General features: G+C 63.6%; 13 protein-coding genes. 4 read left to right on the forward strand and 9 right to left on the reverse strand.

Annotated features, from left to right (window positions below; translation table 11 throughout):
* Positions 1-2: 2 nt before the first annotated feature.
* The 3 genes from CEJ45_RS13940 to CEJ45_RS13950 all read right to left on the reverse strand — a co-directional run bounded on the left by CEJ45_RS13940 (position 3) and on the right by CEJ45_RS13950 (position 3,911).
* Positions 3-773 (reverse strand): SDR family NAD(P)-dependent oxidoreductase, encoded by a 771-nt coding sequence (locus CEJ45_RS13940; RefSeq protein WP_088755692.1) that lies wholly within the window; start codon positions 771-773, stop codon positions 3-5.
* A 114-nt stretch (positions 774-887) separates the two neighbouring features.
* A complete protein-coding gene (locus CEJ45_RS13945) occupies positions 888-2,771 on the reverse strand; it encodes a TRAP transporter large permease (RefSeq protein WP_034329143.1) in 1,884 nt (627 codons plus the stop codon).
* A 105-nt stretch (positions 2,772-2,876) separates the two neighbouring features.
* Entirely contained in the window at positions 2,877-3,911 is a 1,035-nt protein-coding gene (locus CEJ45_RS13950; RefSeq protein WP_088755693.1) for a TRAP transporter substrate-binding protein, read from the reverse strand.
* A gap of 756 nt (positions 3,912-4,667) precedes the next feature.
* Between CEJ45_RS13950 and CEJ45_RS13955 the strand changes: the two genes are divergently transcribed.
* The 4 genes from CEJ45_RS13955 to CEJ45_RS13970 all read left to right on the forward strand — a co-directional run bounded on the left by CEJ45_RS13955 (position 4,668) and on the right by CEJ45_RS13970 (position 8,608).
* The gene (locus CEJ45_RS13955) at positions 4,668-5,849 is read left to right on the forward strand and encodes an acetyl-CoA acetyltransferase (protein ID WP_088755694.1); all 1,182 of its coding nucleotides are present in this window, start codon (positions 4,668-4,670) and stop codon (positions 5,847-5,849) included.
* A gap of 121 nt (positions 5,850-5,970) precedes the next feature.
* Entirely contained in the window at positions 5,971-7,587 is a 1,617-nt protein-coding gene (locus CEJ45_RS13960) for an acyl-CoA synthetase (RefSeq protein ID WP_277622425.1), read from the forward strand.
* Positions 7,584-8,153, forward strand: a complete 570-nt coding sequence (locus CEJ45_RS13965) for a PPC domain-containing DNA-binding protein (RefSeq protein WP_088755695.1) — start codon at positions 7,584-7,586, stop codon at positions 8,151-8,153. The genes CEJ45_RS13960 and CEJ45_RS13965 overlap by 4 nt, the downstream gene beginning before the upstream one ends.
* 2 nt (positions 8,154-8,155) lie before the next feature.
* Positions 8,156-8,608, forward strand: a complete 453-nt coding sequence (locus tag CEJ45_RS13970; protein ID WP_229296875.1) for a PPC domain-containing DNA-binding protein — start codon at positions 8,156-8,158, stop codon at positions 8,606-8,608.
* Between the two features lie 349 nt (positions 8,609-8,957).
* On the opposite strand, the gene CEJ45_RS13975 is transcribed toward CEJ45_RS13970, so the two are convergent.
* From CEJ45_RS13975 to CEJ45_RS14000, 6 genes are all read right to left on the reverse strand, one after another.
* Positions 8,958-10,253 (reverse strand): dicarboxylate/amino acid:cation symporter, encoded by a 1,296-nt coding sequence (locus CEJ45_RS13975; protein WP_088755697.1) that lies wholly within the window; start codon positions 10,251-10,253, stop codon positions 8,958-8,960.
* A gap of 360 nt (positions 10,254-10,613) precedes the next feature.
* Positions 10,614-11,858 (reverse strand): glycolate oxidase subunit GlcF, encoded by a 1,245-nt coding sequence (gene glcF, locus CEJ45_RS13980; RefSeq protein ID WP_088755698.1) that lies wholly within the window; start codon positions 11,856-11,858, stop codon positions 10,614-10,616.
* Between the two features lie 24 nt (positions 11,859-11,882).
* Positions 11,883-12,956, reverse strand: coding sequence for a glycolate oxidase subunit GlcE (gene glcE / locus CEJ45_RS13985; protein WP_088755699.1), 1,074 nt, complete (start codon positions 12,954-12,956; stop codon positions 11,883-11,885).
* Between the two features lie 2 nt (positions 12,957-12,958).
* Complete coding sequence (locus CEJ45_RS13990; protein ID WP_088755700.1) at positions 12,959-14,446, reverse strand: FAD-linked oxidase C-terminal domain-containing protein; 1,488 nt, start codon at positions 14,444-14,446, stop codon at positions 12,959-12,961.
* 249 nt (positions 14,447-14,695) lie between these two features.
* Entirely contained in the window at positions 14,696-15,586 is an 891-nt protein-coding gene (locus CEJ45_RS13995; protein ID WP_088755701.1) for a LysR substrate-binding domain-containing protein, read from the reverse strand.
* A gap of 125 nt (positions 15,587-15,711) precedes the next feature.
* The gene (locus CEJ45_RS14000; RefSeq protein WP_088755702.1) at positions 15,712-17,127 is read right to left on the reverse strand and encodes an FAD-binding oxidoreductase; all 1,416 of its coding nucleotides are present in this window, start codon (positions 17,125-17,127) and stop codon (positions 15,712-15,714) included.
* Between the last annotated feature and the right edge of the window lie 221 nt (positions 17,128-17,348).

A 17,348-nucleotide genomic window follows, 5' to 3' on the forward strand; every position in this document is an offset into this window, starting at 1 on the left:
CCTCAGATTTCCAGCACGCCACCAGCGACGAAACCGCCATCGACCGGAATCACGTGGCCGGTGATGTAGGCAGATTCTTCGGCCGCCAGATAGCACACCGCCGAGGCGATCTCATCGGTGGTGCCATAACGGCGCATCGGGACCAGGCGGTAATAGCTCTCGCGCGTCTGCTCCGAATGCATGGCCTGGGTCATGGGCGTATCCACCGGACCGGGCGCGACACTGTTGACGGTGATGCCGTACTGCGCCAGCTCGATGGCCATCTGGCGCGTGAGCCCGATGACCGCCGCCTTCGAGGTGCCATAGGCCGTGCGGCCGGCACCGGCGCGGATGCCCGAGATCGACGAGATGTTGACGATGCGCCCCCATCCTTGCTTGACCATCAGCCGCGCCGCATGCTGGCCCGCCAGCAGCACGCCGGTCACGTTCACGTTCATGGTCTGCAGCCAGTTGTCGAGGGGATAGTCGAGGAAGGAATACGTGCGTGCCACACCGGCATTGTTGACCAGCACGTCGCAGCGTCCGTAATCCTTCTCGATGTGGGCGAAGGCCTGGGCAATCGAGTCCGCGCTACCGAGATCCATCTGCAGCGCAGCTGCGCGATGCCCGGCAGCCACCAGCGCATCGGCGGTCTTGGACGCCGCTTCCAGGTTGATGTCGGCCACCAGGACGGTGTGCCCCTTGGCGGCCAGTTGCGTGGAAATGCTGGCGCCGATGCCCATGGCTCCGCCCGTCACGAGCGCCACGCGGGCGCCGCTATCATTGCGATTCATATTGTCTCCGTGGATGGAGGCGGCCCCGCAAGGAGGTGGGGCCGCCGTTTTTAATTCGTCGTTGGCAGGTCAATCATGGAGGCTTCCCGATCGCGCGCAAGACTGATGCGGGGATCAGAGGAAACCGATGGAAATCCAGGGCACGAAGGCCACCACCAGCAGCGCCACCACCAGCGCGGCCAGGTAGCCCCAGACCCGGTTGAAGACGCCATCCGGCGACACCTTGCCGATGGCGCAGGCGGCGTAGAAGCCGACCCCGAATGGCGGTGCGAACAGGCCGATGCCCATGGCCAGGATCACCACCATCGCATAGTGCACGTCATGCACGCCCAGCGAACGCGCCACCGGGAACAGCAGCGGCCCGAACAGCACGATGGCGGGAATTCCCTCCAGCAGGCTGCCCAGCACGATGAAGATGACGATGGTAATGAGCAGGAACCCGGCACCGCCGCCCGGCACGCCCTGCATCAGCGCCACCAGCTTGGCCGAGAAGCCCGACTGCGTGAGTGCCCAGGCCATCGCGGTGGCCATGCCGATGATGAGCAGGATGGCGCCCGACAAGGCCGCCGATTCGATCAGCATGGGATAGAGACGCTTGAAGTTCAGGTGCTTCAGGAACAGGTGCATGATCAGCCCGACCACCACCGTATAGGCCACGCCGATGGTGGCTACTTCGGTGGCCGTAGCCACGCCTTCGATGACGGCCACGCGGATGAGCATCGGCAGCGCCAGTGCAGGAATGGCCGCAATCAAGGTCTTGACGATCAGCGAAACCGGCGCGCGCTGCACATCCGGCATCGGCTCGCGGCGCGCACGCATCCAGCACACGACCGCAATGGCGATGGTGGCAATGGCCGCCGGCATCAGGCCGCCAATGAACAGTGCCGTGATCGAGACGCTGCAGACCGCACCGATGGTGATGAGCACCAGGCTCGGTGGAATGGTCTCGGTCATGGCTCCCGAGGAGGAGAGCAGCGCCACCAGTTCTTCCGGTTTGGAACCGCGCTTTTTCATCTCGGGGAACAGCGCCGGGGCGATCGCTGCCATGTCGGCCGCCTTGGAACCGGAGATGCCGGAGACCAGGAACATCGCGCCCAGCAGCACGTATTGCAGGCCGCCGCGCACATGGCCTAGCAACGCGGCCATGAAGTCGATCAGGGTCTTGGCCAAACCCGACATTTCCAGCAAGGAGCCCAGCAGCACGAACAGCGGCACCGACAGCAGGATCAGGCTGGACATGCCCTCATCCATGCGGCTGACCACGATCATCAGCGGTGCGGTGGTGGCCAGGGCGAGATAGGCCATGGTCGCCGTACCGAAAGCGAACGCGATGGGAATGCCACCGGCCACGCATACGCCGATCAGCAGTACGAAGAACACGATCAGGTTGTAATTGCCCATGCCCAGCAGCATGGGCTTGGCCAGCCACAGCGCACCCGCGATCACGGCCACCACGGCCAAGGCGGAGAGCAGCAGGCGCATCGTCGTCATGGCCGCCATGCGCGAGACCGCCGCCAGCAGCATCAGGATCGCGCCGACCGGCAAGGCGGCGGCGCGCAGGCCATCGGGAATTTCCAGCGCCGGCGTGGTGATCGGCATCTGCTCGACCGCATGGTCCACGGCCGGATGGATCACCATCAGCACGAAGATGCAGACCACCAGCGCCGCCACCGTTTCGAGCCACACGCGGCCCTTCTCGGAACACTTGTTGATGATGGCGGTGAGCCGCATGTGTTCACCGCGATCCAGGGCCAGCACGGCACCCAGCATCGACAGCCAAATGAAGAGGATCGAGGCCAGTTCATCGGACCACACCAGGGGATCATGCAGCGCATAGCGATAGATCACGCCGGTCAACAGCACCACGGTTTCAGCCACCACCAGGGCGGCGGCCACGGCACCGACCACGTGCATCACCATGCGATTGAATGCGACCAGCGCGCGCGCAGCCGGGTTCATGTTGACCGGGGCGCGGTAAGTCATTGCAGCTTCCATCATCAAGCTCCAGCGAAATGGATTCAGGGCCGGAGCGCAGCCCTCACGGTGAGGGCTGCGCTCCGGCGCACGGGCTCATGCAAGGACGAGCCCCGGCAAACGGACCGTTCAGGCCAGCTTGCCGGTGTACTTCTCCAGCAGTGTCCAGGGCTCGTCACCGAACTTCTTTTTCCACTCGGCATAGAAGCCGGCGCTGCGCAGCTTGGCGCGGAAGGAATCGGCGTCGGCATTGTTGAAGGCCAGGCCCTTGCCCTTCATTTCATCGACCAGCGAATCGTTGAGCTTGCGCACGTCGGCGCGCTGGTTCATGGCGGCTTCGTTGATGATGCGGGCCATCAGGTCCTGCAGGTCCTTGGGCAGGCGCTCGAAGGATTTCTTGTTGCCCAGGAACCAGAAGCCATCCCACATGTGGTTGGTGATGGAGCAGTATTTCTGCACTTCGTAGAGCTTGGCGGTAGAGATGATGGCCATGGGGTTTTCCTGGCCTTCCACGATCTTGGTCTGCAGGGCCGAATAGACTTCGGCGAAATTGATCGAGGTCGGTGCCGCGTCGAAGGCTTTGAACATCGAGGTCCACAGCGGGCTGGGCGGCACGCGCAGCTTCATGCCCTTGAGGTCGTCGGCCGCCTTGATGGGCTTGGTGCTGTTGGTGATCTGGCGATAGCCGTTGTCCCAGATCTTCTCGAAGGCGAAGAGCGTCGACTTGGCTTCGATCTGCTTGCGCACATGCGCACCCAGCTCGCCATCCATGGCCGGCCAGACCTGGCTGTAATCCTTGAAGGCGAAGCCGATGCCGGAGATCTGCGCGGCCGGCACCAGCGTGCCCAGGATCAGCGGCGAGAGCGTGAAGAAATCAATCGCACCCGCACGCACCTGCGAGAGCATGTCGGTGTCGGTGCCCAGCTGGTTGTTGGGGTAGAGCTGCAGTTCGATGCGGCCCTTGGATTGTTCGGCGATGGCAGCGGCCATTTCCTTGGCGCGCGCATTCATCGGGTGGGTGACCGGCAGGTTGTTGGCGTACTTGAAGGTGAACTCGGCCGCATGTGCGGACGTCGATACCAGGCCGGTAGCGGCGGCAGCCGAGGCCACCGAGGCGGTCTTCAGAAAATGGCGGCGCGTGATCTTGCCAGTGGATTGTTCCATCTGATTGTCTCCTGTCTGTCTGTTTGTAATTTTGAAATTTGCTGAATCCGGCGCTACAGGGCTTGCTGGATCGGGCGTGCAGCTCCCTGTTCCGGGTGGTCAACACTGCCTGTGCCTCGACAGAGCAAATTGGATGCCAAGCCCCCGGTCCTCCCTGGTCGGCATGGCCTCGCCCCGCTCCCTCAACGGCACTGCGCCTGTATTCTCTGCGATAAGGGCGGGCCTGTACAAGCACGCAATCATCGCCGCCCTCATTTATTTACGTGCAGCGGGGCTGCGACACCTGTCGCAGGAGTGTCGCTGCACTGTCGCAGGAATCGACACCTGTTCATGCTGCTCACCGGCAATAGTGATGCCTGCCGGCTGCTGCAGCGCAATGATTTACGTTAACGTAAAGTACGTGCTATCTTCATGCGGTCGGCGGGCACGGCCCTGCCCTGTTCCATTTTTTCCTGCATGTCGGGAATGAGCGGGCCGCCTGCCGAACACATCAGCACGCATCAACATCAACAACAAAGCGAGACCCGGCGCGGCTTTGCGCCGGCACTCTCAGGAGACGGGCAAGATGCAGGCCGGCACCTGGCGCGATGGTGCCATCACCGGCTGCGCGATGCCGAGGCAAGGGACCTTCGACACCGGCTGCATGCGGTGGCGCAAGCGGTCCTGCGCGTGGCACCGATTTTGCATATTGCCCCTGTGTGTAACGGAGCGACCCCGCTCCATTGACCCCGTGATTACGGACACAAGGACAACCCCATGACTGTTTCTGCATCCTCACCCTGCATCACCGGCTGGAACCATTCGCAGTTCGGCAAGCTCGACGGCATCGATCCGGAAGTGCTGATCGGCCAGGTCGCCAAGGCCGCCATCGAGCACGCCGGGCTGCAACCGGAAGACATCGACTCGGTGCACTTCGGCACCTTCAATGCCGGTTTCCTGTACCAGGATTTCCCTTCTTCGCTGGTCCTGAACACGCTGCCGCAGCTGCGCTTCAAACCCGCCACGCGCCTGGAGAATGCCTGCGCCACCGGTTCGGCGGCCATCCATTCGGGCCTGCAGGCGATCAAGGCCGGCGAATCGAAACACGTGCTGGTGATCGGCTTCGAGAAGATGACCGAACTGGCCACCGCGCAAGTGGGCGAGGTGCTGCTCAAGGCCTGTTACGCCAAGGAAGAGGCGGGCATTCCGGGCGGCTTTGCCGGGGTCTTCGGCAAGATCGCACAGAGCTACTTCGATCGCTTCGGCGACCAGTCCGATGCGCTGGCGATGATCGCGGCCAAGAATCACAAGAACGGCATGGTCAATCCCTATGCCCACATGCGCAAGGATTTCGGTTTCGATTTCTGCCGCACGGTCTCCGACAAGAACCCGTACGTGGCCGGTCCGCTCAAGCGCACCGACTGCTCGCTCATTTCCGACGGCGCAGCTGCCCTGGTGATCAGCGCCGCCGATGTGGCCAAGTCCATGCCGCGTGCCGTGCAATTCCGCGCGGCGGTCCACGTCAATGATTTCCTGCCGCTGTCGCGCCGCGACCCGACCCGCTTCGAGGCCGCCGAGCTGGCCTGGAAGAAGGCGCTGGGCCAGGCCAGCCTGAGCCTCGATGATCTCTCGCTGGTGGAAACGCACGACTGCTTCACCGTGGCCGAGCTGCTGGAATACGAAGCCATGGGCCTGGCCCCGCACGGCCAGGGCGCGCGCGTGATTGCCGAAGGCATCACCGCCAAGGATGGCAAGCTGCCGGTCAATCCCTCGGGCGGATTGAAGTCCAAGGGCCACCCGGTCGGTGCCACCGGTGTCTCGATGCACGTGATGGCAGCCATGCAGGCATCCCATGATGCGGGCGACATGCAAATCGCCAATGCGCGCTATGCCGGCGTGTTCAACATGGGCGGTGCGGCGGTGGCCAACTATGTGAGCATTCTGGAGCGTGTGAACTAACAATGCGGTAGCAGCAGCGGTGCGCAATCCTGTCGTTGAAGGGTGGCGCGCCGCATGAAGTGATGTGCAGAAAAACAGAACAAGGCAGCACGCCAATTTCCATCAGAATTCCATCAGAAGAATCGGGACGAGTGAGACGATGTTAAGCAAAGTGATGAACCTGGGCCGCCTGCTCTCGGACGTGGCGCGCCGTTTTCCGGAAGAACCCGGACTGATCCTGGCGCAAGGCGCAGCCGATGGCAGCGACCGCCTGATCCCCTGGCGCGAGATCAATGCCCGCGTCGATGCGCTGGCCCACGCCCTCACCCGGCGCGGCGTCAAGAAGGGCGACAAGATGCTGGTCCACTCGCGCAACAACCAACAGATCTTCGAGAGTGCCTGGGCTGCCTTCAAGATGGGCGTGGTCTGGGTGCCGACCAATTTCCGCATCACGCCACCCGAGGCCGCTTATCTCGGCCAGTCCAGCGGCGCCTGCGTGATGCTCTATGACCGCGGTTTCGCGCCCTATGTCGACGCAGTGAAATCCGCCTCGCCGGCACTCGAACACGTGGTGGCCCTGGCCGACGCACGGCCGGGCGAGCTCGATTACGAAACGCTGGTAGCCGGAAGCAGCGGCGAGTCCTTCCGCGAGGCTGAAGTCGATTACGACGATCCGCTCTGGTTCTTCTACACCTCCGGCACCACCGGGCATCCGAAGGCGGGCATGCTCTCGCACGGCCAGATGGCCTTCGTGGTGACCAATCACCTGGCCGACCTGATGCCGGGCCTGACGCATCAATCGCGCTCGCTGGTGGTGGCACCGCTGTCGCACGGCGCGGGCGTGCATGCGGTGGTCAATACCGCGCGCGGTGCGGCCAGCATCCTGCTCTCGTCCGAACGACTGGTGGTCGAGGAAGCCTGGCAGCTGGTGGAGAAATACAAGGTGGACAATCTCTTCACGGTGCCCACCATCGTCAAGATCCTGGTCGAGGATGAGTCAGTCGACCGCTATGACCACAGCTCGCTGAAACACCTCATCTATGCCGGCGCGCCCATGTACCGCGCCGACCAGGTCCATGCATTGAAGAAGCTGGGCAAGGTGCTGGTGCAGTATTACGGCCTGGGCGAAGTGACCGGCAACATTACCTTCCTGCCGCCCTACCTGCACTTCGAGGATGATGCCCATCCGCAGGCGCGCGTGGGGACCTGCGGCATGCCGCGCACCGGCATGCAGGTCGCCATCCTCAACGACGATGGCCAGGAGCTGGCGCCCTTCGAGACCGGAGAAATCTGCGTGCGCGGACCGGCCGTCTTCATGGGTTATCACAATAATCCGGAGGCCAATGCCAAGGCCTTCAAGCATGACTGGTTCCATACCGGCGACCTCGGGCATGTGGACAAGGATGGCTTCCTCTACATCACGGGACGTTCCTCGGACATGTACATCTCGGGCGGCTCCAACGTCTATCCGCGCGAAATCGAGGAAGCCCTGCTGACGCACCCGGCAGTCTCCGAGGTGGCGGTGCTGGGGGTGCCCGATCCCAAGTGGGGTGAAAGCGGGCTGGCGGTGATCGTCTGCAAGGCCGGCCAGCAGGTCGATGGCGAGGCATTGCTGGCGCACCTGGAAACCCGCATCGGCAAGTACAAATGGCCGCGCCGCTTCGTCTACTGGGACAGCATGCCCAAGTCGGGCTACGGCAAGATCGTCAAGAAACAGATCAAGGCGCTGCTGGAAGAGCAAGGCGACTACCGTCTATGAAACTCTCCAGCCAACCTGGCCAGGCCACGGCCAGCGCCGGTTTCCTGGCGGTGCGCAAATTCCTTCATGCAGGCCAGCCGAGCTATCCGCGCACGCTGGACCTGGAGGCCGACCCGGCCGAGGAACTTCGTATCACGCTGCAACCGGGCACACCGGTGGGCCCTGCCTTGCGGCGCGTGCTGGCGCGCTATGGCCAGCGCGGCGGCGTGGGGCGACTGTGCGGCGGTACCGCGCGGCGCCTGCATTACCACCGCATCGAACAGACCGGCGATCCCGACCGGCCTTATGACTACGGACCACCGCATGTATTGGAAGGCGTCATCAGCTTCGTGACCGGCGCCATCACCATCGGCCAGAACGCCGACGGAAAAGTGTTACTGCATTGCCACTCAGGTTTCATCGATGGCGATGGCACGCTGCATGGCGGCCATCTGCTGCTCGACACGGTGGAGGTGGGCGACGATCCGCTCATCCTGCGCCTGTGCCTGTTCTCCCGCAGCGCCTTCGTCGTCAACAGCGATGAAGAGACGCACTTCAGTCTATTGCATCCGACACCCATGGAATGATGATGACGCTCCCCGCCCATGACAGCGACTCCCTTGACGACCACATCCACGTAGAACAGGGCCAGCTCGGCAAGCTGGTGATGGCCCGGCTCAAACCCAACCAGGACCTCACCGAAAGCGTGGAAGCGCTGTGCCGACAGCACGGCATGGACAAGGCCATCGTGCGGGGCGCCATCGGCAGCCTCATCGATGCCCATCTGCAATACGCCACCCCGTCCGGGGTGCGTGCGATGGAGATCAACGGGCCGGGCGTGGAAATCCTCAACGTCTTCGGTGAAATCGGTTTTGCCGATGGCGCGGGCAGCGCCCATCCGCTGCAGGGCGTGGTGGCCGATACCGAGGGCCGCATCTTTGCCGGACGCTTCGTGCGCGGCGCCAATCTCTCTTTCATCACCATCGAGATCACCTTGCAGGAATGGATTGCGGTCAAGCAACCAGAGGCGCTGCCGGCCTGAATCACTTTCCTTGCGCCCATGAAAAATGCCGCCCGGCTCATCACCGGGCGGCATTGTTCAATTCTTGGACTAGGGCCTGTTCACATTCAATCTGTGAGTGCGAGAGGTCGCCAAGCGTCGCCTGCCGTTGTTGCAGCTCCTTGCCGTGGCACCACCACGGCGCGTCGCCGCGCCTAGGCAGACAACGCTTGGCGGCCTCTCCCGGAGGGTTGCCCCCAGAAGGCGCGCTGGCCGCGTTGCACGTCAGGGCTGGTGGCACCACCACCAGCCCTGACGCGCGCCTTGCGAGCCCGCCTTCTGGGGGCAACGCATCTCACAGATTGAATGTGAACAGGCCCTAACTATCGAATCAGGCTTCGGCGTGCAGCGTGGCTTCGGCTTCCTGTTCGATCTCGACTTCGGCGCGCGCTGCTTCTTCTTCGCTCAGCAGGCCGCCTTCCCACTTGGCCACCACGGCCGAAGCGATCGAATTGCCCACTGCGTTGGTGGCCGAACGGCCCATGTCGAGGAAGGTATCGATGCCCAGGATCACCAGCAGGCCCGCTTCCGGGATGTTGAACTGGTGCAGGGTCGCGGCAATCACCACCAGCGAGGCGCGCGGCACACCGGCGATGCCCTTGGAGGTCAGCATCAGCACCAACATCATGGTGATCTGGGTCGAGATCGGCATGTGGATGCCATAGGCCTGCGCGATGAAGAGCGTGGCGAAGGTGCAGTAGATCATCGAACCGTCGAGGTTGAAGGAATACCCCATCGGCATGACGAAGCTGGAAATCTTGCGCTTGACGCCAAAGCGGTCCAGCGCGTCCAGCAGCTTCGGATAGGCCGCTTCCGAGCTGGCGGTGGCGAAGGCCAGCAGGAAGGCTTCCTTGATCAGCGCCAGCAGGTGGAAGATGCGCTTCTTCAGGAACACGAAGCCCACCGCGATCAGGATCACCCACAGCAGCACCAGCGAGAAGTAGAAGTCACGCATGAAGACCGCGAAGCTGACCAGGATCTCCAGGCCGTTGACGGCCACCGTTGCGGCCATGGCGGCAAACACTGCCACGGGCGCGAACTTCATCACGTAGACGGTGATCTTGAGCATGGTGTGCGACAGGTCGTCGATGACGGCCAGCAGGTTCTTGCCGCGCTCACCCAGCGCCGCCAGGGCGATGCCGAAGAACATGGAGAACACCACCACCTGCAGGATCTCGTTCTGCGCCATGGCTTCCACGATCGACTTGGGTACCAGGTGGTTGAAGAACTCCTTGACCGTGAACTTGCTGGTGGCCAGGCCCGCGCCGGCAGCATCCGGCGAAGGCAGCGCCACGCCGGCGCCCGGTTGCAGCAGGTTGGCCATGATCATGCCCAGCGCCAGCGACACCAGCGAAGCGATGAAGAACCAGGCCAGCGACTTGCCGAAGATGCGGCCCACCGACTTGGCGTCGCCCATGTGGGCGATGCCCACCACCAGGGTCGAGAACACCAGCGGTGCGATGACCATCTTGATGAGGCGCAGGAACAGGTCCGAGGCAATCGAGATATAGCCCGCCAATTCCTTGGCCTCGCCCTTGTCGTAGTGATTGAAAATCAGGTAGCCGACCAGGATGCCCAGCAGCATGGCGGCAAAGATGTAGGCGGCTTGTGGAATGCGTTTCTTCATGTGTTCTCCTGCCCTCGCTCGGCACCGGCACGAGGCAGGTGAGAGGACGATGATGTAAGGCTTGCGGGCGGCGCCGGCCGGTGCAGTGACAGGGGCGCCATGCTTTTGGATGGTCAGGAAGCGTCAGTTTCTAATGAGAAACCCTGACCGTTTTTTCCCGTCGTCCGGAAAAAAGGACGAAGCTTATTGACTTATGCCCCCTGCCGTCAAGCCGCATCGAATAAATAGGGTCAAAATGCCCGGGGCGTGATCAAAAAGCCTACAAACGACAACAAAAAAGCCCCGCAAAGCGGGGCTGGTGTTGTGTTGCAGGAAACTTCACGGTGCGCACGCCACCGTCAGACTATCGTCAGCAAATCGTCAGGAAGGCGTTTGCAGCGCGGCGTCCAGCAGCTCGATCCAATGCCGCACCGGGGTCTCGGTACCCGACTGGAGATGCGTGACGCAACCGATGTTGCCGGTGACGATCATGTCGGGATCGGTGGCCTGCAGCTTGCTGATCTTGTTGTCGCGCAGGCGGTAGGACAGCTCCGGCTGCAGCACCGAATAGGTCCCGGCTGAACCGCAGCAGAGATGGCTGTCCGCACACAACTGCACATCCACGCCGGCCGCGCGCAGGATGCCTTCGACCTTGCCGCGGATCTTCTGCCCATGCTGCAGGGTGCAGGGCGGGTGATAGGCCACCCGCTTGCCGTTGAAATCCTTGAGCCGGTGCTGCAGCTGCTCCTCGAACTCGAGCAGGATCTCGCTGATGTCGCGCGTCATGTGGGAGATGCGGCGCGCCTTCTCGGCGTAGTCGGGATCATGCTGCAGCAGGTGGCCGTATTCCTTGACGGTGGCGCCGCAGCCGGAGGCATTCATGACGATGGTGTCGGCGCGGATGCCGTCACGCCCTTCGATGTAGGGCCACCAGGCGTCGATGTTGCGGCGCATGTCGTCCAGGCCGCCGTCCTGGTCATTGAGGTGATAGCGGATGGCGCCGCAGCAGCCGGCCTTGGGCGGCGCGAACAATTGCACGCCGAGCGCATCGAGCACGCGCGCAGTGGCGCTGTTGATGTTGGGGGCCATCGACGGCTGCACGCAACCTTCAAGCAGCAGCATCTGGCGCGCATGGGTGCGCGTGGGCCAGGTCCCGGCGTCCTGCGGCAGTGGCACCTTGTTCTGCAGCAGCTTGGGCAAGAGCGGGCGCACCATCTGCCCCGCCTTCATGGCCGGACGGAAGATCCACTTGCGCGGCACCAGTTCCTTCAAGGCGGTGCGCAAGACACGCTCGCCGAAGGGACGCTGCACCTGCTCTTCCACCACCTTGCGGCCAATGTCGACCAGTCGCCCGTACTGCACCCCGGACGGGCAAGTCGATTCGCAGTTGCGGCAGGTCAGGCAGCGGTCCAGGTGCGATTGCGTGGCGGCCGTGGCGGGCTTGCCTTCAAGCACCTGCTTGATGAGATAGATGCGGCCGCGCGGCCCATCCAGTTCGTCGCCCAGCAGTTGATAGGTGGGACAAGTGGCGGTACAGAAACCGCAATGCACGCAGGAACGCAGGATGCTGTCGGCTTCCTCGCCGGCCTGGGTGTTGCGGATGAAATCAGCCAAGTTGGTCTGCATGATGATCGCTTGGAAAAGAGGTGCTTACAGGCTGGCGTACAGGCGGCCGGGATTGAAGATGCCCTGCGGGTCGAATTGCTGCTTGAGACGGCGATGGATGCTTTCCACCGCGGGCTGCAAGGGATGGAAGACGCCGATGGCCTTGTCGCCGCCACGATGCAGGCTGGCGTGTCCGCCCACGGCCAGTGCGGCGGCGCGGATGGCAACGGCATCGACATTGCCCTCCGGGCGCAGCCAGCGCTGCGCCCCGCCCCACTCGATCAGCTGGCGGCCCGGCAGGTCGATGGGCGGGGCCACTGATGGCACGGACAGGCGCCACAGCGGGGCTTGCGGGTCGGCGAAGAAGGGATGGGTCTGCTCGCGCAGGTCAGTCCAGTAATCTTCCGGATTGCTTAATTCGGTGCCACCCATCTTTTTGATTGCTGAATCCACGGCGGCCTGTGCGCCCGACAAACGGATGGTGAGCACATTGTTGACCCAGGCGCTGGCTACCAGCGGCAGGGGTTGTCCTGCGCTCTGGTTGAGCAGGCGCAGCGCGCCCTCCTGGTTGATCTCGAAAACGCGGGTGCTGCTGGCAATGGGGCGCGGCAAGACTTTCAGCGAGACCTGCAGGATCAGACCCAGCGTGCCCAACGAACCGGCCAGGAGGCGCGAGATGTCATAGCCGGCGACGTTCTTCATGACTTGTCCGCCGAAGTGCAGTTGCTCGCCCTGGGCATCCATCAACACGGCGCCCAGCACGAAGTCGCGCACGGCCCCGGCGGCAGCGCGCGAGGGACCGGAGAGGCCGGCCGCGACCATGCCGCCGACGGTGGCCGCGCCGCCGAAACGCGGAGGCTCCCAGGCCAGCATCTGGTTGTGCCCGGCCAGTGCGGCGTCGATCTCCGCCAGGGGCGTACCGCAGCGGGCGGTGATGACCAGCTCGGTCGGTTCATAGTCGATGATGCCGCTGTAGGGGCGCGTGTCGAGCAGGTCACCGGAAGGCACTTGGCCGTACCAGTCCTTGGTGCCGCCGCCACGGATCTGCAGGGCGCGGCCGGAAAGGATGCGTTCGCGGAAGGAGGCCAGCACGGCCTCCATGTCTTGTTGTGCTTGCATGGTCAGAATCTCGGCAGATCGGGGAAGCGCAGCTGGCCGCGCTGCACGTGCATCTTGCCGTACTCGGCACAGCGATGCAGGGTGGGAATGGCTTTGTCCGGATTGAGCAGGAAGGCAGGGTCGAAGGCGCGCTTCAACTTGAAGAAGGCCTCGCGCTCGGCGGGAGAAAACTGCACGCACATGGAGTTGATCTTCTCGATGCCCACGCCGTGTTCGCCGGTGATGGTGCCGCCCACTTCCACGCACAGCTCCAGGATCTCGGCACCGAACAGTTCGGCGCGGTGGAATTCGTCCGCGATGTTGGCATCGAAGAGGATCAGCGGATGCAGGTTGCCATCGCCCGCATGGAAGACGTTGGCGCAGCGCAGGCCGTATTTCTTTTCCATCTCGGCGATGCCCAGCAGCACCTGCGCCAGCTTCTTGCGCGGGATGGTGCCATCCATGCAGTAGTAGTCGGGGGAGATGCGGCCGGCGGCCGGGAAGGCGTTCTTGCGGCCGGACCAGAAGCGCAGGCGCTCGGCTTCGCTCTGCGAACAGGCAATGGCCGTCGCGCCGCTGGCGTTGAGCACGTCGGTCATGCGGCCGATTTCTTCTTCCACCTCTTCCACGGTGCCGTCGGATTCGCACAGCAGGATGGCTTCGGCATCGATGTCATAGCCGGCTTTGACGAACGGCTCGACCATGCGCGAGCTGGTCTTGTCCATCATCTCCAGCCCGGCCGGGATGATGCCGGCCGCGATCACGTTGGCGACCGCATTGCCGCCTTTGACCACATCGTCGAAGGAAGCCATGATCACGCGCGCGGCCTGCGGCTTGGGCACCAGCTTGACGGTCACTTCGGTGACCACGCCCAGCATGCCTTCGGAACCGATGAAGACGGCCAGCAGGTCCAGGCCCGGGGCATCCAGGGCGCCGCTGCCCAGTTCCACCACGTCGCCCTCGATGGTGACCATGCGTACGCGCAGCACGTTATGCACCGTCAGGCCGTATTTCAGGCAGTGCACGCCGCCCGAATTCTCCGCCACGTTGCCGCCGATGGAACAGGCGATCTGCGAGGACGGATCCGGCGCGTAATACAGGCCGTGCGGGGCCGCCGCTTCGGAAATGGCCAGGTTGCGCACGCCGGGCTGGACCACGGCGGTGCGCGAGTACTTGTCCATCTTGAGGATCTGGTTGAATTTTGCGGTGGAGACCACCACGCCATCGGCAATGGGCATGGCCCCGCCCGACAGGCCGGTGCCGGCACCGCGCGGCACGATCTGCACCTGCAGCGCGTGACAGGCCTTCATGATGGCGATGACCTGCGCCTCGTTTTCGGGCAGCACCACCACCATGGGCAACTGGCGGTAGGCGGCCAGGCCGTCGCATTCGTAGGGGCGGGTGTCTTCTTCGTCGAACAGCACGCAGTGCGCGGGGACGACCCGGCGCAGGGCGTCGACAACTTCGCGCTGGCGGGCCGGCGCGAAGGACGGTTGGGCGGGAGCATTCATGCTGGACCTCGGCGGTAAGCTAGGCAGGCGTGCGGCGCTGGATGTCCCTCTTCTTGCATCCGGTGCTGCGGCTCACGCTGTCTCGTTTGTTGTCAGCCCGCATGGGGCGGGCTTTTTCAGTCCGACAAGTGTAACGAATTTTGCCGCCCTGCACGGTGCCGTATTGGCTGGCGGCCCACTGAAAAGAATTGCCGGCCGCCGTGAATTATTTTCAGGGCGGCCGGACGGGACGGGCGATGCAAAGGCGCTTCAGATGTTGCGGAAGGCGTTCTGCATCCAGCTGATGAAGGTATCGACCTCGGGCCGCTCGCGCACGGCGCGCTCGTAGACCACGTAATACGCATGCGGCGGGGTGCGCAGGCGCACGTCGAACAATTCCACGATCTCGCCCCGGGCCAGCAGTTCTTCGGCGAAGTGCTGGCGCGTGAGGCCAATGCCGTAGCCGTGGCGCACGGCTTCCAGCAGCAGGCCGAGGTCGTCCACGCGCAGGCCGGAGGACGGTTCCACCCAGTCCTTCAGGCCGGCCGCCTCGAACCAGGGCTGCCAGGGCTCCAGGGCCGAGCGCAGCAGGGTCGCATGCTGCAGGTCGGTGGGCGACTTCATCGGCGGCAGGGTTTTCAGGTAGCCGGGGCTGGCCACGGCGAAGGCCGGTTCCTCGAACAGCTTCTCGGTGATGATGTTGGGATAGTTGCCGGCACCGAAACGGATCTCGACATCGCTCTCCGAGAGCGACAGGTCATACAGCGGCACCGACAGATACAGCTCGACCACGATCTCCGGATGGCGCTGGGTGAAGTCGGCAATGCGCGGCATGAGCAGGTGGCGCGCGAAGGTCGGCGGCAGCATCACCTTGATCTTGGGCTGCACGGCCGCATTGCGGTGGGGCATCGGGAAATCGGTCAGCGTGCGCAAGGCGCTGCGCACCACATCCAGATAGCGGCGGCCAAATTCGGACAGGCCGATGGAGCGCCCGTCGCGATAGAACAGGCGCTCGCCCACGAACTCTTCCAGCAGGCGGATCCGGTGCGACAGCGCCGAGGGGGTGATGCACAGTTCCTCGGCGGCAATCGCAAAGGAGTTATGACGGGCTGCCGCCTCGAAGGCGGACAGGGCATGGACGGGGGGGAGGCGGGTGGCCATGGATGGTGGATTCCTGCTGCGGTTCAAGCAAACCTGATAAAAACTAACATTCTGTTGCCGAAAAACTAAAGGGCCAGGCGCGTAAAACCAAGTTTTTCACTCCCGGCCCGCGTATCACATCGGGCTCACTGCTCCCAGCGCAGGATCTTGCCGGGGTTCATGATGTTCTTCGGGTCGAGGGCGTGCTTGATGGCGCGCATGACGGCAATGGCGCCATCGCCGTGTTCCTGGATCAGGAAGTCCATCTTGTGCAGGCCCACGCCATGTTCACCGGTGCAGGTGCCATCCATGCCGAGGGCACGCGCCACCATGCGGGCGTTGACGCCTTCGGCGCGGGCGATGTCGGCCGGGTCGTTGGGGTCCACCATCATCTGCACGTGGAAGTTGCCGTCACCGACGTGGCCGATGATGGCGTGGATCAGGCCCTGTTCTTCGCAATCGGCCTTGGTGGCCAGCACGCATTCGGCCAGGCGCGAGATCGGCACGCAGCAGTCGGTGGAAATCGCGCGCGCACCGGGGCGCAGTTGCAGCAGCGCGAAGTAGGCGTTGTGACGGGCGGTCCAGAGACGGGTACGGTCTTCGGGGCGGGTGGCCCATTCGAAACCGAGTGCATGGAATTCCTTGGCGATATCCTGCACCAGCTCGGCCTGTTCCTTGACGCCGTTCTCGCTGCCATGGAATTCGAAGAGCAGCAAGGGATTGACCGGCAGGTTCAGCTTGTCGTGGGCATTGATGGCGCGCACGCCGTTTTCGTCCAGCAGTTCCACACGTGCCAGCGGCACGCCCATCTGGATGGTCTGGATGACGGTGTTGACCGCGTCGGCCACGCTGGGGAAGGAGCAGATCGCGGCCGAAATGGCTTCCGGCTGCGGATACAGGCGCACGGTCACTTCGGTGATGATGCCCAGGGTGCCTTCGCTGCCCACGTAGACGCGGGTCAGGTCGTAGCCGGCCGAGGACTTCTTGGCGCGGGTACCGGTCTTGATGATCTCGCCTTGGGCGGTCACAACCGTCAGGGTCAGCGTGTTTTCTTTCATCGTGCCGTAGCGCACGGCATTGGTGCCCGACGCGCGGGTCGAGGCCATGCCGCCCAGCGAGGCATCGGCGCCCGGATCGATGGGGAAGAACAGGCCCGTATCCTTGATCTCCTGGTTCAGCTGCTTGCGGGTGACGCCAGCCTGGACGGTCGCCGTCAGGTCTTCGGCGTTGACCGCCAGGACCTGGTTCATCTGGGACAGGTCCACCGTGACGCCGCCCTGCAGGGCCAGCACGTGGCCCTCCAGCGAGGTACCGGCGCCGTAGGGGATGATGGGGGTGTCGTACTGGCTGCAGAGCTTGACGAAGGCGGCGACTTCCTCGGTACTGTGGGCGAACACCACGGCATCGGGCAGCATGGGATCGTAGGAGGATTCGTCGCGGCCATGATGCTCGCGCATGGCCAGGGTGGTGGAGCAGCGCTCGCCGAAGAGGGCCTTGAGCTCGTCGAGCAGGGCCTGCGGCACGGGGCGTTTCAGTTTCCGGGCGTCAACTAGGTGATTCATGCAATGTCTCTCAGGGGTCTGGTGTCTCGGGGTTCTTGTGCTCTTGTGCGGGAAGATGCAGGGTCATGAAGCGGCGTCCCGGGCTGCTCCAGTGGACTGACCACTGATCCAATCGATGAATTTTACTCTCTTGCACGCTTTAGTTTGCGCAAATGTCCTCGCCCATGCCGCCCGATCGGGCAAATCAAGTGAATTGTTTACGCATTTTTCCAGCTGGCGCG

It is taken from the genome of Herbaspirillum aquaticum (assembly GCF_002213425.1).
In the GTDB taxonomy this organism is placed as follows: domain Bacteria; phylum Pseudomonadota; class Gammaproteobacteria; order Burkholderiales; family Burkholderiaceae_D; genus Herbaspirillum; species Herbaspirillum aquaticum.